Source organism: Bacillus pumilus (genome assembly GCF_900186955.1).
GTDB classification, from domain to species: Bacteria; Bacillota; Bacilli; order Bacillales; family Bacillaceae; genus Bacillus; species Bacillus pumilus.
In genome coordinates this window covers 545546-561758 of sequence record NZ_LT906438.1, presented here as the reverse complement: position 1 = coordinate 561758, position 16213 = coordinate 545546, and the positions used below count along the sequence as shown (strand labels likewise).

The window sequence follows — 16213 nt, the reverse complement described above, 5'->3', positions numbered from 1 at the left end:
GCTAGGTTCTGTGCTTTTATATCAATGTTTCTTTCTTATTCAAACGCCTTCTTCAATTGATCACTCATGAGATGCCAAGCTTCTTCAGCTATTTCTAAATCTCCGGCATGCGTGAAGGCGTGAGGGACTCCTTTAAACTGTCTGTACGTGACGTCTATCCCTGCTTCTTTTAACTTCTCCGCATATTGTTCGGCTTCTTGAGCTAGCGAATCTCTTTCAGCTGTGATAACGAGAGCTGGTGGCAATTGTGCCAAGGATGAACGATCGGCAAAGATTGGAGAAACGAGCGGATTGTGCGGATCTTGGCCTTGCAGATAGAAGGAATTAAAGAGTCTCGCCATTTCAACTGGGATCGCTTCTTCAAATGCTGGCTTTTGCGCTGGATCAGTGGCTAAATCAAGTGGCGGATAATCAAGCACTTGATAGACAATCGGGAGCGGGTTCCCTTTTTGAATATTTAAGAGACAAGCAGCCGTTGCCAGGTTTCCTCCTGCACTATGTCCGCCAATGGCTACTCTATTAGGATCGATTTGAAGCTCATCAGGGTGCTCATACAGCCACTTCAGGACATCGTAGCATTCATGAAGAGCAGCTGGAAAAGGGTGCTCTGGGGCAAGCTGATACTCGACATTGACGACGATACATTGCGCTCGGTCTGCAATGACCGGACACCAGTGGTTATCCATTTCAGCACTGCCTAGGATAAATCCTCCGCCATGTAAATTCACAAAAACGGGAAGCGGCTGCTTTGATGTGTTGACCGGCTTAAATACCCATACCTTTGTTTCGCCAGCACTTGTTGGAATGTCATATTCCATTTTGTTCACTTCGGGAGGATGGACTGGTTTTAGTTCCGATTGACTCGGTAATGAACCTTCAGCCGGTTGACGTAATGACTCAGCGATTTTGATTTGTTCTTGTAAGTTCATGATCTCAGTCTCCTATCTTATTCATTTCTTCTTAACTCATTCGTTCCTTTTTCCTCTTTTCCTTCTACTGAATCAGCACCACCTTACTGAATTCATCAAAATAAAAAAGATAATCCCGCTTTTTTATTTGGTTTCGAAGGAATTGACGAAGAAGACATTGAAGATGGTATACGTTTATTAGCTAAACTAATCAATAAAGCTAAGTAACACACTGAATATAACACACGATACTAAGAAAATAAAAAATTAGAAAACGAGTTTTCCATGTTTATTGTAAACGTGAAAAACTCGTTTTTATATTACTCTATATCACAGCAGAAAACCTATAAAAATAAATAATGTTTAAGAAAAAACGATCAATCTGTAACTGCAAACCAAGTGTCTTTGAGCAATTCAGAGAAAGATTGAACGGTTGGTCCTTCTGAACGACTTTTTAAAAATACTACAGATGTTTCAATTGGTTTTTCACAGTAATGCAAAGGGAGAAGAATACCCTCTGCTAATTCTTCTTTAATCATATTTTCTCCAAGCAAGGCGATTCCGGTTTTATTTAAAACTGCCCGTCTAATCGTTTCATCGCTTCCCCCGCATTCAATGATAGAAGATGGACGGGTGTTAATTTCAGAAAAACACTGCTCTGTAATTGAGCTAAAACCGCAATGTTCATGATATGCGAGAAACGGAAAGGATTCTATAACCTCTTCTTTAGAACGGTTTTTGGCAAGGTCGGCGGAGACAACCAACACCGCCTTTTCCCTTTCTAAAACAAACTTTTCTAATTCTGAGGAATCAACTTCCCCTGCAACAATCCCAATATCTGCTTCATTATTTAAAATTTTATCGACAGCTATAAGGCTGTTCGCTGGCATAAGGCGTAGCTTCACTTTTTTATGCAATTTTGTATAAGAACTAAGTAGTAAGGATAGGTGATTCGTACAATAATATTCTGAAGCTGTAACAGTTAGACTTCCGGAAGGACCATTTAACTCTTCCATGTCTCTTTCCATATATTCCATTAATTCAAATAATCTATCTGTATGTTGCTTTAATTTTTTTCCAGCAGGTGTCAAAAACGTTTTTTTCCCAATACGGGTGAATAGAGAATGATTTATTTCCCTTTCTAATACTTGAATTTGTAAAGTAATAGTGGGTTGAGTATATTTTAAGATCTTTGCAGCTTTGGTCATATTCAATTCATTGGCTACTACTTGAAAAGTTTTTAGATTTCTGAGTTCCATTTAACCTTCATCTCACTATCTATATTTTTTATAGCCTACAAAAACTACTAACCAAAAGTATAAAAAAATCATCTGATATAAGGTGAACCATATAACCCCATAGACAAGATGCACTGAAAAGAATAGCATTCAAAACATTATATCAAAAATGTTAACGATGTAGGAAAGCAGTTTATCGAATGTATATAAAACAAAAATGGATTAGCTTCTATAAAATACCAATAAAAATCAAATCTTCTCCTTACTCTTAAAGTTATAATATATCGCTAAAGTTTTCTAATACATACTATTAAATTAATTAATTTTTAGCTTTTTTCATCCTGTGATAGATTGGATAAAGAGCAGAACGAGGTAAGGGAAAGGAAGGTTATTATGTATCCATTTAAAGTATTAAATCATGAAGATATCAAAGTTATACTTGATATAAAAAATGTAATTGATATCGTAGAAAAAGCTTACGTGTTAAAAGAAAATAAAGAAGCTTCTTTATTCCCAATGGTATTTCACGAGTTCGAACCTGGTAAAGCGGACATGGATATTAAATCAGGAGAATTGTCAGGAGTAGGCATTTTCGGTTTAAAGCTTGTTTCCTGGTTCGGGGATAACCCTTCTAAAGATCTTCCTGCTGTTGTTGGTACTGTCTTAGTTCTTGACAGCCATACAGGTCTTCCGATCGGCATCTTGAGCGGTGAGTATATGACCATGATGCGCACCGGAGCAGCTGGTGGAATTGGAGCTAAATATTTAGCAAGAAAAGATTCAGAAGAATTGCTGATGGTAGGATCAGGTCATGTTGCGGCTTATCAAATCTTAGCTGTTTTAATGACAATGAATCATATCAAAAGAGTTCGAGTGTATAATGCCCATTCATTTGACAAGGCTGGTCAGTTTTGTGCAGACATCAAAGGCAAGTTAAAAGAGCTGTTAGCTCAAACTAAAGAGCAAAACCCGGAAGTTTATGAAGAAATGCTTCAAAAGATAGAGATTGAGTATACGCCAGTTAATGATATTGAAACAGCTACGAGAAATGCAGATATTATTATTACGGCTACTCCAGCACGCCAACCAATTATTCAAAAAGAATGGGTAATGCCGGGTACTCACTTTTCATGTGTGGGTGCAGACATGGCAGGAAAACAGGAAATTGATGAAAATATTTTAACTGATTCTCGCATATTCGTTGATGACCTTGAACAGTCTGTTACGGTAGGAGAATTTGAAACTGCATTCAAAAAAGGCATCATTACAAAAAATAGCATCGTTTCGGAAATTGGAGGGGTGATTACAAATCAAGCACCAGGACGCATTTCTCCAGAAGACATCACTGTTTTTGACAGTACAGGCATTTCTCTTCAAGATCTATTGACAGCGAACTATGTTCTAGAACAAGCAGAAGAAAAACAAATTGGGATGTCGACAAAGCTGTAATGAATCGATAACTTTTTAAATAAGCAGATTTAGAAAGTATTCTTTACAAAGGAGTTAATAGGATGAATATTAAAACATTTGCTGTAGAACATTGGATGAATTTATACGAGCAAGAGGCCGTTTATAATATCGCGGAAACATGTGTTGAATCTTTCACTGTAAATGAGTTGATTGGAATGGATGGCACAAATCCAGCTGACTTTTTCAATGAAGTCGGAAAGAAAAAATTAACATACGGACATATTGAAGGATCTCCAGAGTTTAAAAGCTTAGTATCTGGCCTGTATGAGACAGTTGAAGCTGATAATGTGCTTGTCATGAATGGAGCAATCGGTGCAAACTTCTTAGTGCTCTATTCTCTTATTGAGCCAGGAGATCATGTAATTGCTGTACACCCAACATACCAGCAATTATATGATGTGCCGGCTTCATTTGGCGCGGATGTAGATCTGCTGCCATTGAGACCAGAAAATAACTTCCTGCCGGATCTAAACGAATTAAAGTCTCTGATTAACGAAAAAACAAAATTGATTATTATCAACAATCCGAATAATCCTTCAGGTGCTATTATTGAGAGAGAAATGCTTGAAGAGATTGTAGACATTGCACGCTCATGTGATGCTTACTTGCTGAGCGATGAAGTATACAGAAACCTATTACAGGAAGATAACCTTGTAGTGCCATCTGTTGCTGATTTATATGAAAAAGGAATCAGTACATCAAGTATGTCAAAAGTATTTTCATTAGCCGGCTTGCGCCTTGGCTGGATTGCAGGTCCAAGTGATGTGATCGCTGAATGCATAAAACACCGTGATTACACAACCATCAGTTGTGGTGTGCTTGACGATATGTTAGCCGTTCATGCTCTTAAAAATTATGACAAAGTCCTGGGGAGAAGCCGCAAAATTATCAAAGATAACCTGGCTATTTTAGATGAGTGGGTTCAAAACGAACCTTCAATCTCCTACGTAAAGCCACGCGCAGGCACAACATCTATGCTGAAATACGATTACCCTGTTTCATCAGAAGAATTTTGCGTTGACCTATTTAAAACGAATGGCACATTCTTAACGCCCGGTTCTTGCTTTGATATGGAAGGATATGTTCGTATCGGTTACGCATGTTCAACAGATGTATTAAAAGCAGGTCTTGAAAAATTCTCTGAATATCTGCGTACCCTTAAAGTAAACAGCTGATGAACAACCATTAAGATAGATATTTGGAAAATCTAATCGTACAAAAAACCGAACTGCCAAATGGTTAGTTCGTTTTTTTGTAAAGTTAATCAGGATATTTAAACCCCTAAAGACATTGCAATATCTTGTCGGATTATCTTACATCATTCATTTCAATAGTTACCATAAAGAAGTTCAAATTTTGAGTTCATTATTTTCGTGTTATTCTACATCTGCAACAGATGAAAGAGGAAAGGTAGAGGTGGAATGTAACAAGCTTAAACAATACTCAAGAAGATGGGAGAGGTAAGATTTTATGAGTAACAGCTGGAGTTCCTTAGTTGAGAACATGGGTGATTATTTAGCACCTAGCATGGCAAAAGATCATCCAAACTTACCTGTAGTAAAAGCAGAAGGTTGTTATTACTACGGGCTAGATGGGAAAACCTATTTAGACTTTACTTCCGGGATTGCAGTAGCTAATACAGGACATCGCCATCCTAAAATTGTACAAAGTATCAAGGATGCAGCAGATCAATTAATGCATGGCCCTTCGGGAGTCATTATGTATGAATCCATTTTAAAACTGGCCAAATCTCTAGGTGAAATTCTGCCAGGAGATTTAAATTGTTTTTTCTTTGCCAATAGCGGCGCTGAAGCAATTGAAGGAGCTTTAAAATTGGCTAAATATGCTACAAAGAGACCTTATGCTATTTCTTTTACGGGGTGCTTTCATGGTCGTTCTTTAGGTGCTTTAAGCGTATCGACATCAAAAAGTAAATATAGAAAATATGTAAATCCTTCTCACCTGACTTATCATCTGCCTTACGCTAATATGCAGGCGTGCCCCGAAGGTAAAGACCCAGAAACTTTCTGCATCAACGAATTAGAAAAACATTTTGAAGAATTATTTAAACACCAAGTGACACCTGAAGAAGTAGCCTGCGTCATATTAGAACCTGTATTGGGAGAAGGCGGCTACATCATCCCTCCTAAAGGGTGGCTGAAAAAGATCCGCGACATATGCGATCAGCATGGTATACTGCTTATTTTTGATGAAGTACAAACTGGCTTTGGACGCACAGGAGAGTGGTTTGCTACTCAGACATTTGAAGTCACTCCAGACATTATGGCGATTGCTAAAGGAATAGCTTCTGGTCTACCTTTAAGTGCCACAGTAGCTTCAAAAGAACTAATGAGCAAATGGCCTGCTGGAAGTCATGGAACAACGTTCGGTGGAAATCCAATTGCCTGTTCGGTAGCGTTAACCACTCTCGAAATCATGAAAGAAGAAAGGTTACTAGATAATGCAAAAGTGGTTGGTCAATATGCTACTGAAAAACTAAAAAAAATGAAAAAAAATCACCCGATCATTGGAGAGATACGCTCAGTAGGCTTAATGATTGGAATTGAAATGTTAAACCCAAAAACAAAAAAACCGGACGGGAACGCTGTCATGAAGATTTTAGATTATGCCCTTGAGCAGGGAGTTCTCTTTTACTTATGCGGTAACGAAGGAGAAGTGATTAGAATGATCCCTCCTCTGACAGTCACAAAAGAACAGATTGACGATGGACTTTCAAAATTAGAAAAGGCACTACACCAATTTGAGAAAGAATTTAAAATAGAAGCCGTTTCGAATATTTAAGAATATATCATCTTGTGTTTTGCTCCAAGAGGATAGGCACCGTGTTCTTTTGTTTTGTTTTAAAATGCAGATTCATAGATCTTTAAAAAACTAATAAAGTAGATCAACTTGAGCTGGTATCCCATTTAATTTGATCTACTTTATTGAAAAAAGCACTGCGGCGCTAAGTCCTCAGTGCTTTTCATCTGTTTTATGAAACTTGCTGTTCTACCTTCACTCGTTTAATGAAGAAAGCGATGATCAAACCAATGACTGTCATGATCACAGCAAAGATAAATGCATGCTGGACGCCATTTGTAAAGGCGAGCAGCTTGTTCATCGGATTTGCAGGATCAGCCACATTTTCCATAAAGCTGCGGGTTCCTGATGAAAGGATCGAAATACCAACCGCAGTACCAATGGCTCCTGACACCTGCTGCAATGTATTCATAATCGCTGTACCATGCGGATATAGCTCTGGCGGCAGCTGATTTAATCCATTTGTTTGTGCAGGCATCATGATCATCGCGATGCCGACCATTAATGTAATATGAAGGGTCACAATGTATCCAATCGATGTATTCACACTTAGATTGGTAAAACCTAACATCGTCACTGCGACGATCGCAAGCCCTGGAATCACAAGCCATTTCGGTCCAAACTTATCGAATAAACCACCCATGATTGGAGATAGCAGACCGTTGATAATTCCACCTGGCAATAGCATTAAACCTGCTGTAAAGGTCGTTAGTGCCAAGGATGTTTGCAGATACAATGGCAAAATCATCATAGCAGACAGCATGACCATCATACAAATTAAGATCAGCAGTAACCCAATGACAAACATCGGATATTTAAACGGGCTTAAGTTCAGCATCGGTTCCTTCATATTCAACTGTCTGAGAGAGAATACAAGAATCCCAATAACACCTACTACAATTGCAACGATCACATGCATACTGCTCCAGCCGCCGCCTTCACCGGCACTACTAAAGCCATACACAATTCCTCCGAAACCAATGGTTGAAAGCACAATTGATAAGATGTCGATTTTTGGTCTTGTTGGTTCTGTGATATTTTGCATAAAGATAAAACCAAAGACGAGTGCAGCTATTAATAACGGAAGTGAAATCCAGAAAATCCAATGCCACGTCAGCGATTTCAAAATAAGACCAGAGACTGTTGGACCAACAGCTGGTGCAAACATGATCACAAGACCTATAATCCCCATAGATCTGCCTCGTTTATGAGGCGGGATGATCACCAAAATCGTATTGAACATCAACGGAAGAAGCAACGCTGTTCCGACTGCCTGTACGACACGTGCCACCATTAAAATACTAAAGACTGGTGCAACTGCTGCGATAAAAGTTCCAATGATCGAAAAGACGAGCGACGTCATGAAAAGCTGTCTTGTTGTAAACCACTGAAGAATGAGTCCTGAAATTGGTACGAGAATACCAAGTGTTAATAAATATCCTGTTGTTAGCCACTGAGCTGTCGTCGCTTCAATTCCAAAGTCTAACGTTAAGCTTCTCAGCGCCATATTTAGTGCCGTTTCACTGAACAGGCCAATAAAACCGGCTGTAATAAATGAGATAATAATGGGCAGCGTTCGAATATGAGAAGCTGCTGCTTGCTGTTTGTTCATAGTAGTTGGCTCCTTTTCTTTTTCAATTTAAATCAATCATAGGAAGTGAGGACGGTTAGAAATGAGCCACTTCAATGTCTATTGAAAACAGATAAAATCTGTTTTTCTGCAGCGAATTGAGCGATTTTTTCAATTGAATAACCAGATTCATGAATATAAAACATTAGTTCAGGCGTCATCGGAGAGGACATACACAGTGTCGTCAGCTCAATATCCTGTATATTTGCTTCCCCTTTTTCATCTGCTTCTTCTAGCAAATCACGAATCATTTGTCTAAGCGATTGACTGTAATGACAGTCATACACTTTGCTTGTCTGCTCTAAATTCCCAGATATCGTAAGCATCCGAATCCAGTCTAAATGATGACCGACAATGAGATGAATTTCTTCGAGCACATAACGCAAACGTTCACGAACCGACTGGTCACTGATTTTGCTCAAGTAAAGATGCAAAGCAGGGATCAGCTGTTCAAATTTTTCTCCAAGGATAGAAAGGCACAAATCACTTTTATTGGCATAACGGCGATAAAGAGTACCCTGCCCAACACCAGCTGTTTTGGCAATTTTATGCATGCTGACATTTTCCACGCCAAATTCCTGAAACAAAGTAAAAGCGACCTCTTCAATTTCCTTCCCAATATCCTTTTCCATGATGCTACACCTTCTTTACCTTCATCCATATTGCACTTCTCTCTATGTGTTAAATCAAAACTTTTTGGTTTTCATTAGGACAATTGTACCGGTATTATCTTACGGACAACTGTCCGCTTTGTCAATCATTCTTTAGTAAATAGCCTGAAAAAGATCATTTTCTTTCGTAACTTCCTTTGAAATAAGAGAAAAATCTAGTAAAAAATCCTCTTTAATATCATATATTAGACCGATTTTCCATTTCGAGAGAATCATGTATGATCAATTAAGAAAGCGCTTTCAAAACAAGAGAGGGGAATGCCTATATGTCTTACCGTGTGAAACGAATGTTGATGCTGCTTGTCACTGGAATCGTCTTGAGTTTATCCACATTTACTGCGGGTGCCTCGGCCCAAACAGGCGGATCGTTTTATGAGCCTTTTAACAACTATAATACGGGGTTATGGCAAAAAGCCGATGGGTACTCGAATGGAAACATGTTTAACTGTACGTGGCGTGCAAATAATGTCTCCATGACGTCGTTAGGGGAAATGCGATTATCGCTCACAAGTCCTTCCTATAATAAGTTTGACTGCGGAGAAAACCGTTCCACTCAAACATATGGCTACGGGCTTTATGAAGTCAGTATGAAACCAGCCAAAAATGTTGGGATCGTGTCTTCGTTCTTTACTTATACAGGACCGACTGATGGTACGCCTTGGGATGAAATTGACATCGAATTTCTAGGAAAAGATACGACAAAGGTTCAGTTTAACTACTATACCAATGGTGTAGGAAATCATGAAAAGATCGTCAACCTTGGTTTTGATGCAGCAAACTCTTATCACACGTATGCATTTGACTGGCAGCCTAACTCGATTAAATGGTATGTGGACGGACAATTAAAACATACTGCCACTACTCAAATCCCTCAAACTCCAGGAAAGATTATGATGAACCTCTGGAATGGTGCAGGTGTCGATGAATGGCTCGGCTCCTATAACGGTGTTACACCACTCCACGCGCATTATAACTGGGTGCGTTACACAAAAAGATAACCACATCACAAAACCTGTGACAAGTCACAGGTTTTTCTTCATTTTTAAATAGAGCTGGTTTTTAGTTGATGAACTAGCTTTTGTTCATAACTGTGAATAATATCTTCATAACTTTCTATCTTGTAATCTAATCGCTTAATCGTCTCTTCGATTTCCTTTTGCTTTTCTACAAGTCTTTCTCTCTCATTGACCAAAATACTTTTTCGCGAGGACAGGGTATGATCCTCGCCCTCGATAAATAAAGCCGTATATTCTCGAAGTGCATCAATTGAGAGACCCGCATTTCTCATACATTTGATAAATTCAATCCACTGAATATCCTCTTCTGCATAATCACGAACACCGTTTTCATCACGACGGATCGGTCGAATTAAACCAATATTCTCGTAGTATCTGAGCGTAGCAGTAGATAAATTGAGTTTCTTGGCGGCTTGTGCTATTTTCATTGTTTTCACCCTTCTCTTCTTCTTCTCTCACCTTATGAAAAATGAAATTCCTTCTTCTCATCATCTCCAATTTGATAGAGAACGCAAGATGCTTTTGGCTCAATTCTTTATTTAAGGATGTTGAAAAGCCTGAAGAGGGTTCTCTATTGACTTAGAGTTCACTTTAAGACGTACAGTATAGAAGTAGAACAGAATCTTACTTTTGAAAGGATGATTTAGAATGTGTCAAACGCACCAATCAAACGTTTTAAGTGTTTCACATGCAAAAGCGAACTTTGAACGGACAACCATTGAACGAAGAGCGCTTCGTCCACATGATATTTTAATTGATATTCAATTTAGCGGGATCTGTCATTCAGATATCCACAGCGCCTTTGATGAATGGGGCGGTGGTATTTTCCCAATGGTTCCGGGTCATGAGATTACTGGCGTTGTTACGGCTGTCGGTGATGCTGTGACGAAATTTCAGATTGGAGACCGTGTAGGCGTTGGCTGCTTTGTTGATTCCTGCGGCACCTGTGAATATTGCCAAAACGGAGACGAGCAATATTGCACGAAAGGAGTCGTCCAAACCTATAATAGCATTGATTATGACGGAGAACCAACTTATGGCGGCTATAGTCAGAAGATTGTCGTGACAGAGCGCTTTGTCGTCAGCATTCCAGATCAACTATCCCTTGATGCCGCAAGTCCTCTTCTCTGCGCTGGCATTACCACTTATTCTCCGTTAAAGCACTGGAAGGCAGGCCCGGGTAAAAAAGTGGCCATCGTCGGGATGGGTGGACTCGGTCATGTGGCCATTCAATTCGCACGTGCACTTGGCGCTGAAGTCACGGTATTGAGCCGCTCTATGAATAAAAAAGAAGAGGCACTGTCATTTGGTGCAAAAGACTATTTTGCCACAAGTGATCCCGATACATTTAAAACATTAGCCGGTCAATATGACCTCATTCTCAATACAGTCTCTGCCAATATCAATGTAGACGCCTATTTATCCTTACTTCGCGTGGATGGAACCTTAGTGAATGTCGGTGCACCGCCTAATCCAGATCAATTCCATGTCTTTTCATTAATTTCCGGCCGCCGTAGCATTGCTGGTTCACTCGTTGGCGGCATCCAAGAAACACAAGAAATGCTCGATTTCGCAGCTGCTCACCATATCGCACCACAAATTGAAGTGATTAACGCAAGTCAAGTTGATGAAGCGTATGAACGTGTGCTGAAAAGTGATGTGCGTTATCGGTTTGTCATTGATATTTCGACATTATGATCGGATTCTATCTGGAAAGACCAGCTCAATGGCTGGTCTTTTTTAATGGTGGATATCCTGTTTTTCTTGTAGTGAGATTTTAGAGGATATGTTCAAAAATCATCCAACATTTTCATGAAATCATCTCTTTTTTTAGAACTAAATTTATTGACAAAAAATAAATAAACATGTTATTATTAAAAATTTGATTATTTTAGCTCTAAGTGTGGTACCCTTAAAGTAGATACATGATATGGAGGCGGATGATATGTTTCAAATTGGTGATAACATTGTTTATCCAATGCACGGAGCAGGTATAATTGAAGCCATAGAAGAAAAAGAATTTTCTGATGAAAAACAACAGTATTATGTGATTAATATGTCAATCAGTCATATGAAAGTGATGATTCCAACACGGAAAATATCGGGTTCACGCATTAGACCTGTTACAGATATACTGGCATTAAACAATGTGATGGACATTTTCCAGCATGGCGAATCAGATCAAATACCGACATGGAAAGAACGGCATACAATTAATACAAATAAAATAAAAACGGGTAGCATCCAAGACGGTGCTGAAGTTGTACGTGACCTGATGCGTATGAAAAAAGAGAAAGCACTAAATGCAAGTGAAAAGAAAATGCTAGATGACGCCCATGAATTTTTGCTAAGTGAATTAGAGGTCATCAAAGGGATTACAGAAAAACAAATCAAAAGTTTCTGTTAAGAACTCTGCCGCTCTTTTGGGCATCCCTCACCATTTTTGAATTCAAGTTCTCTGACCCACCCTTCAATTAATGAAAGAAAAAAGAATTTATTTAGGCAAATTCCGCATATTGTAAATCCAATATGCTATACTGTTGATAAACCTTTGAAGCATGAATTTTTTTACGATTACCTTGTAACATCTCCCTACTTGTACGCTGAGTAGGGTTTTTTATTGAAGAAATAAATGAAAACACAAAAAAACAGGCTCTCTACAGAGAACCTGTTTTAAAAAATGAAGATTAAGCAGTTTTTTGAACGTTAGCAGCTTGAGCTCCACGAGAACCTTGCTCTACGTCAAATGTTACTTTTTGACCTTCGTCTAAAGATTTGAATCCGTCACCTTGGATAGCTGAGAAATGTACGAATACATCGTCGCCTTCTTCACGTTCGATAAATCCAAAACCTTTTTCTGCGTTAAACCATTTTACTGTACCTTGTTCCATGTTTGTTGCCTCCTAGTGCGTTATCACACAATGTATTATACTATCCTTGCCCAAAGTATCCTCAAGACGAAAAGTCTTTCTTCATGCTATCCTTTACGCCGAACAAAAATAATTAATCTTATTGTAACATGATTCGGAAATAATTGCAATTTAGGATTTAAAAGAGCAAAATCATGATCATACTCAATTTTGTTCTTCTCTGACTTTAAACTATTTTTTTGCAAAAAGGGTGTTCAATCCGAAAGGAATAAACAAGTTTATAACGTCAATCCATTTTTCAGACATCTTTCAGCTTTATTTAAAAGTAAGGAATAACGAAACATTACTGTACTCTTAGAAAATTGATGTCATTTTTATTTTAGTTAAGGTTAGCATCTTTATTCCTATCAATTCTTAAAGTTACTATAAGACTAGCTACGCTGGCTAAAGTTCCTACAACAGAAACAACAATTGTTAAAAAATCTGGAATAAGAAATCCTATTGGAATGAGCCCCAGAAAAGATAGAACAATAAAACATTGGTATACACTAGATATAGTTCTCACAATCAAGTGACTGAAAAAGGACATCACTAACGGAGGAATGAATAAACATACCATTATTACAATTGATATTATTAAGATGTGAGGCTGATCAAATGAAATGACATGATCCTCAGGGGAATTTTTGGCAGCCACTAGCAAAACAACTATAGACATCATGAGAGTAAGTAAAACTAGAGAAAACCTTTTTATCATGTTATAACTCCTTTGGTTGATCTTATGCGACTTAATTTCTTTTTATCAAATTATCTCATTATAACCTTTATTTAACAATATGAAAGATGAAAGGAAACTAAAAGCTGAATAAAAGAGCTTATTCAGTTCTTTTATGGACAACAATCACATCATGACTGACAACTATTCTTTAGAGGATAGTAATTAAGATTTCACAGCTAGCATACAATCGATGTATCTTGTGATCTCTTTCTAATAAAAGAGCACACAAAAAAAATACCAATGGTACACGACCCTTGGTATTTTTTAGAGATGCCCGAGAGGACTTGAACCTCCACGGGGTTATTCACCCCTGACTCCGATTTGCACATATTTTGCACAAAACCTAATCTATTTCTTTACATTTTCCGACTCAAGTCTGATTAACCAGTTATGAACTAATGAGTTAAATACATCGGGTTGTTCGATTTGCAAGTTGTGGCCAGCCATATCAAGCACTCCAAAGGTTGCCCTTGGATAGTCTTCGATCAGCCGCCACGCATCGTGATATCCAACTACATTGTCTTGACGCCCTGTGATAATGAGCGTGGGATACTGAAATTCAGATGAAATGTCGAAGGTATAGCCATATCCATTTTGAAGAATGTTATTGATGAATTCATAATTTGTTTGTTTAGAAGGAAGGTAAATTTCATCTCGAAACCTCTCCCATTCCGGTTTTCCTTGCACAACTGCCATGGAGCAAAATTCATCCGTCTCCTCTGGAGAGAGTTGTGATATCAAGCTGCTGTCACTTTTTAGAACGGTCTTCTCTGGCACGACTCTTTGATCGAATACAGGTATAGTCATTGGGGCCACAAGTAGTAATCCACGAACGGTTTCTAGGCGTGAATGAACAATACCTCTAGCTATGTACCCTCCATACGAATAACCACAAACAATAAACTGTTCATCAGGGATAATTTCGTCCAAAAGACGCAATACCGCTTCTAACATATCATCAGAGTTCTGAATAGATGGATGCGGCTCGGAACGTCCCATACCCGGTAAGTCTATGTATATTCTCTTCCACCCGCTTTGTTTTTCAAATACCGGTTCCAATGCATGTAACATCACTTGATGGTCAAGTGTCCAACCATGCAATATTAAGATCGGATATCCTTCTCCAATGACTTTATGGTAAATTGACATGTATTTGCATCCCCTTTTCTAGCGCTTCCCTAGTAATCTCAAGATTTTTTGTTGTTTTTCTTCATCATAGCTTAAAGTGAATAAAATCTTTGTTAGGAAGCTATGCTATGATTCCCCCAACGAACTTCTCACGTAGATGGATTTTATTATGACTTTGATTTTTTTAATTGGTTTTCGCCCCATAAAAGAAGTTGTTCAAATATAGGGATCAGCTCTAGTCCTGCCCCAGTCAATGAATATTCTACTCTTGATGGAACTTCATTATACTGAACTCGTTGAACAATTCCGTTTTCAATCAGGTCCTTTAATGATTGATTGAGCATTGTTCCTGTAATTCCATACACTTTACGCTTTAACTCATTATATCGAATCTCCTTGTAACTACATAGTACAGCTAAGATTTTCAAATTCCATTTTCCCGCTAATATATTTAATGCATAACTCGCTGGAGCTATCGCTTTATTCAGCTCACTTTCAGTCATATTTTATCCACCCCTTAGTCAGTTTTTCCTTCCTTAAGCAGTTTATATTGCGTACTTGTTAAATCAATTCCATTTATTATAATCAAATATGTAAACCGTGTCATCCATGTAATAGAGAGCAAAATTGATTATAAAACCCTTCAAGTTAATACTTTTTCAAGGAGATGGAGTGAGTAAATGAAAAATGAAAAGATGCGTGCTGCACAATATTCTAAATATGGATCACCGAATGTTCTTTTTGAAGATTCTATATCAAAACCTGTTATAGAATCTGGAGAAGTACTCATTCGTGTACATGGGTCGAGTGTAAACTCTATGGATACACTGTTTCGATCAGGTAAGTTGAAACTATTAACGGGTAATCAATTCCCTAAAGGGACAGGAGCAGATTTTTCTGGAGAGGTTGTTGAAGTAGGATCGAACGTAAAAAGTTATCAATTAGGTGATAAAGTGTGGGGGGTTCTTCCTATGAATCTCAGGAGCCAAATTGGTAGTGCCGCTGAATATGTAGCTATATCACCTGAGAAAATATCTAAAACTCCTACAAAGATTGATCTCATACAAGCCGCGGCATTGCCTGGCGTAGGTGCTACTGCAATTATTGCCTTAAAATATCAAGCTAAACTTAGAAGAGGCGAAAATTTACTTGTACGTGGTGCAAGTGGAGGAGTCGGAAGCATTGCGATTCAAATTGGAAAAATGTTAGGTGCTCATGTAACTGCTCTTGCAAACGAAAAACATCTCACTTTTCTTCAAGAGCTAGGTGCAGACGAAGTACTTGATTATAAAAAGACGTATCCTACTGATCTTAAAAAGTTTGATGTAGTCATGGACACAGTTGGAACTGACCTCAAACATTATAGGCGCCTGCTTACAAAGAACGGAAGAATGGTTACTATTGGATTTCCTAGTTTTTCGTCTTTCATATATATATTAGCTTCAACTACTTTCGGTTCTCGTAGAGTTCGCACATTCAGCGCAAACCCCAAAAATGAACTTTTAAAAGAATTAGCATCTTATGTAGATTCCAACAAGGTCAGACCAGTTGTTGATAGCATTTATCTTTTATCTGATGTTGCCAAAGCTCATCATTCCTTAGAAACTGGAGGTGGACGAGGAAAACGTATCATAAATTTACTTGATAACAAATAAACCATCAAATGACATGACATTATTCAATT

16 protein-coding genes are annotated in these 16213 nt (G+C 38.2%); 7 read left to right on the top strand and 9 right to left on the bottom strand.

Going from position 1 to position 16213, the window contains the following annotated elements; translation table 11 throughout:
* Positions 1 to 35: 35 nt before the first annotated feature.
* Positions 36 to 929, bottom strand: a complete 894-nt coding sequence (locus CKW02_RS02785) for an alpha/beta hydrolase (RefSeq protein ID WP_003214423.1) — start codon at positions 927 to 929, stop codon at positions 36 to 38.
* Between the two features lie 356 nt (positions 930 to 1285).
* Positions 1286 to 2167 carry a LysR family transcriptional regulator gene (locus CKW02_RS02780; protein WP_034620212.1) on the bottom strand — a complete coding sequence of 294 codons (882 nt, stop codon included), beginning with the start codon at positions 2165 to 2167 and terminating at the stop codon, positions 1286 to 1288.
* A gap of 372 nt (positions 2168 to 2539) precedes the next feature.
* On the opposite strand from CKW02_RS02780, the gene CKW02_RS02775 reads away from it, so the two are divergent.
* The 3 genes from CKW02_RS02775 (at position 2540) to CKW02_RS02765 (ending at position 6418) form a co-directional block, all read left to right on the top strand.
* Complete coding sequence (locus tag CKW02_RS02775; RefSeq protein WP_003214116.1) at positions 2540 to 3595, top strand: ornithine cyclodeaminase family protein; 1056 nt, start codon at positions 2540 to 2542, stop codon at positions 3593 to 3595.
* 62 nt (positions 3596 to 3657) lie between these two features.
* Positions 3658 to 4791 (top strand): aminotransferase, encoded by a 1134-nt coding sequence (locus CKW02_RS02770; RefSeq protein ID WP_003214003.1) that lies wholly within the window; start codon positions 3658 to 3660, stop codon positions 4789 to 4791.
* 295 nt (positions 4792 to 5086) lie between these two features.
* The gene (locus tag CKW02_RS02765; RefSeq protein WP_003214463.1) at positions 5087 to 6418 is read left to right on the top strand and encodes an aspartate aminotransferase family protein; all 1332 of its coding nucleotides are present in this window, start codon (positions 5087 to 5089) and stop codon (positions 6416 to 6418) included.
* 190 nt (positions 6419 to 6608) lie between these two features.
* Here the strand turns inward: CKW02_RS02765 and CKW02_RS02760 are convergent, their stop codons facing one another.
* Together CKW02_RS02760 and CKW02_RS02755 are read right to left on the bottom strand one after the other, a co-directional pair.
* Complete coding sequence (locus tag CKW02_RS02760; protein ID WP_003214214.1) at positions 6609 to 8048, bottom strand: DHA2 family efflux MFS transporter permease subunit; 1440 nt, start codon at positions 8046 to 8048, stop codon at positions 6609 to 6611.
* 71 nt (positions 8049 to 8119) lie between these two features.
* Positions 8120 to 8698, bottom strand: a complete 579-nt coding sequence (locus CKW02_RS02755) for a TetR/AcrR family transcriptional regulator (protein WP_003214276.1) — start codon at positions 8696 to 8698, stop codon at positions 8120 to 8122.
* A gap of 305 nt (positions 8699 to 9003) precedes the next feature.
* Here CKW02_RS02755 and bglS point away from each other — a divergent pair, with 305 nt between their 5' ends.
* Positions 9004 to 9735: a beta-glucanase gene (gene bglS, locus CKW02_RS02750; protein ID WP_003214284.1), complete on the top strand. Its 732-nt coding sequence runs from the start codon at positions 9004 to 9006 to the stop codon at positions 9733 to 9735.
* Positions 9736 to 9779: 44 nt separating this feature from the next.
* Here bglS and CKW02_RS02745 read toward each other — a convergent pair whose 3' ends face one another.
* A complete protein-coding gene (locus CKW02_RS02745; protein WP_003214427.1) occupies positions 9780 to 10181 on the bottom strand; it encodes a MerR family transcriptional regulator in 402 nt (133 codons plus the stop codon).
* A 220-nt stretch (positions 10182 to 10401) separates the two neighbouring features.
* On the opposite strand from CKW02_RS02745, the gene CKW02_RS02740 reads away from it, so the two are divergent.
* Together CKW02_RS02740 and CKW02_RS02735 are read left to right on the top strand one after the other, a co-directional pair.
* Complete coding sequence (locus CKW02_RS02740) at positions 10402 to 11451, top strand: NAD(P)-dependent alcohol dehydrogenase (protein ID WP_003213908.1); 1050 nt, start codon at positions 10402 to 10404, stop codon at positions 11449 to 11451.
* Between the two features lie 247 nt (positions 11452 to 11698).
* Complete coding sequence (locus CKW02_RS02735) at positions 11699 to 12160, top strand: CarD family transcriptional regulator (protein WP_003214090.1); 462 nt, start codon at positions 11699 to 11701, stop codon at positions 12158 to 12160.
* A 280-nt stretch (positions 12161 to 12440) separates the two neighbouring features.
* Here CKW02_RS02735 and CKW02_RS02730 read toward each other — a convergent pair whose 3' ends face one another.
* From CKW02_RS02730 to CKW02_RS02715, 4 genes are all read right to left on the bottom strand, one after another.
* The gene (locus CKW02_RS02730) at positions 12441 to 12644 is read right to left on the bottom strand and encodes a cold-shock protein (RefSeq protein ID WP_003214229.1); all 204 of its coding nucleotides are present in this window, start codon (positions 12642 to 12644) and stop codon (positions 12441 to 12443) included.
* Positions 12645 to 13002: 358 nt separating this feature from the next.
* Positions 13003 to 13380, bottom strand: coding sequence for a hypothetical protein (locus CKW02_RS02725; RefSeq protein WP_034620214.1), 378 nt, complete (start codon positions 13378 to 13380; stop codon positions 13003 to 13005).
* A gap of 369 nt (positions 13381 to 13749) precedes the next feature.
* Positions 13750 to 14550 carry an alpha/beta fold hydrolase gene (locus tag CKW02_RS02720; RefSeq protein WP_003214367.1) on the bottom strand — a complete coding sequence of 267 codons (801 nt, stop codon included), beginning with the start codon at positions 14548 to 14550 and terminating at the stop codon, positions 13750 to 13752.
* Positions 14551 to 14696: 146 nt separating this feature from the next.
* A complete protein-coding gene (locus CKW02_RS02715) occupies positions 14697 to 15032 on the bottom strand; it encodes a winged helix-turn-helix transcriptional regulator (protein ID WP_034620215.1) in 336 nt (111 codons plus the stop codon).
* 177 nt (positions 15033 to 15209) lie between these two features.
* Here CKW02_RS02715 and CKW02_RS02710 point away from each other — a divergent pair, with 177 nt between their 5' ends.
* Complete coding sequence (locus CKW02_RS02710; protein ID WP_003214345.1) at positions 15210 to 16184, top strand: NAD(P)-dependent alcohol dehydrogenase; 975 nt, start codon at positions 15210 to 15212, stop codon at positions 16182 to 16184.
* Positions 16185 to 16213 lie beyond the last annotated feature (29 nt).

Coding starts and splice junctions, on each gene's coding strand:
- CKW02_RS02710 (WP_003214345.1), top strand. CDS start 15,210: ATGAAAAATGAAAAGATGCGTGCTGCACAATATTCTAAATATGGATCA.
- CKW02_RS02760 (WP_003214214.1), bottom strand. CDS start 8,048: ATGAACAAACAGCAAGCAGCAGCTTCTCATATTCGAACGCTGCCCATT.
- CKW02_RS02775 (WP_003214116.1), top strand. CDS start 2,540: ATGTATCCATTTAAAGTATTAAATCATGAAGATATCAAAGTTATACTT.
- CKW02_RS02755 (WP_003214276.1), bottom strand. CDS start 8,698: ATGGAAAAGGATATTGGGAAGGAAATTGAAGAGGTCGCTTTTACTTTG.
- CKW02_RS02785 (WP_003214423.1), bottom strand. CDS start 929: ATGAACTTACAAGAACAAATCAAAATCGCTGAGTCATTACGTCAACCG.
- CKW02_RS02725 (WP_034620214.1), bottom strand. CDS start 13,380: ATGATAAAAAGGTTTTCTCTAGTTTTACTTACTCTCATGATGTCTATA.
- CKW02_RS02740 (WP_003213908.1), top strand. CDS start 10,402: ATGTGTCAAACGCACCAATCAAACGTTTTAAGTGTTTCACATGCAAAA.
- CKW02_RS02780 (WP_034620212.1), bottom strand. CDS start 2,167: ATGGAACTCAGAAATCTAAAAACTTTTCAAGTAGTAGCCAATGAATTG.
- CKW02_RS02745 (WP_003214427.1), bottom strand. CDS start 10,181: ATGAAAATAGCACAAGCCGCCAAGAAACTCAATTTATCTACTGCTACG.
- CKW02_RS02715 (WP_034620215.1), bottom strand. CDS start 15,032: ATGACTGAAAGTGAGCTGAATAAAGCGATAGCTCCAGCGAGTTATGCA.
- CKW02_RS02735 (WP_003214090.1), top strand. CDS start 11,699: ATGTTTCAAATTGGTGATAACATTGTTTATCCAATGCACGGAGCAGGT.
- CKW02_RS02720 (WP_003214367.1), bottom strand. CDS start 14,550: ATGTCAATTTACCATAAAGTCATTGGAGAAGGATATCCGATCTTAATA.
- CKW02_RS02730 (WP_003214229.1), bottom strand. CDS start 12,644: ATGGAACAAGGTACAGTAAAATGGTTTAACGCAGAAAAAGGTTTTGGA.
- bglS (WP_003214284.1), top strand. CDS start 9,004: ATGTCTTACCGTGTGAAACGAATGTTGATGCTGCTTGTCACTGGAATC.
- CKW02_RS02770 (WP_003214003.1), top strand. CDS start 3,658: ATGAATATTAAAACATTTGCTGTAGAACATTGGATGAATTTATACGAG.
- CKW02_RS02765 (WP_003214463.1), top strand. CDS start 5,087: ATGAGTAACAGCTGGAGTTCCTTAGTTGAGAACATGGGTGATTATTTA.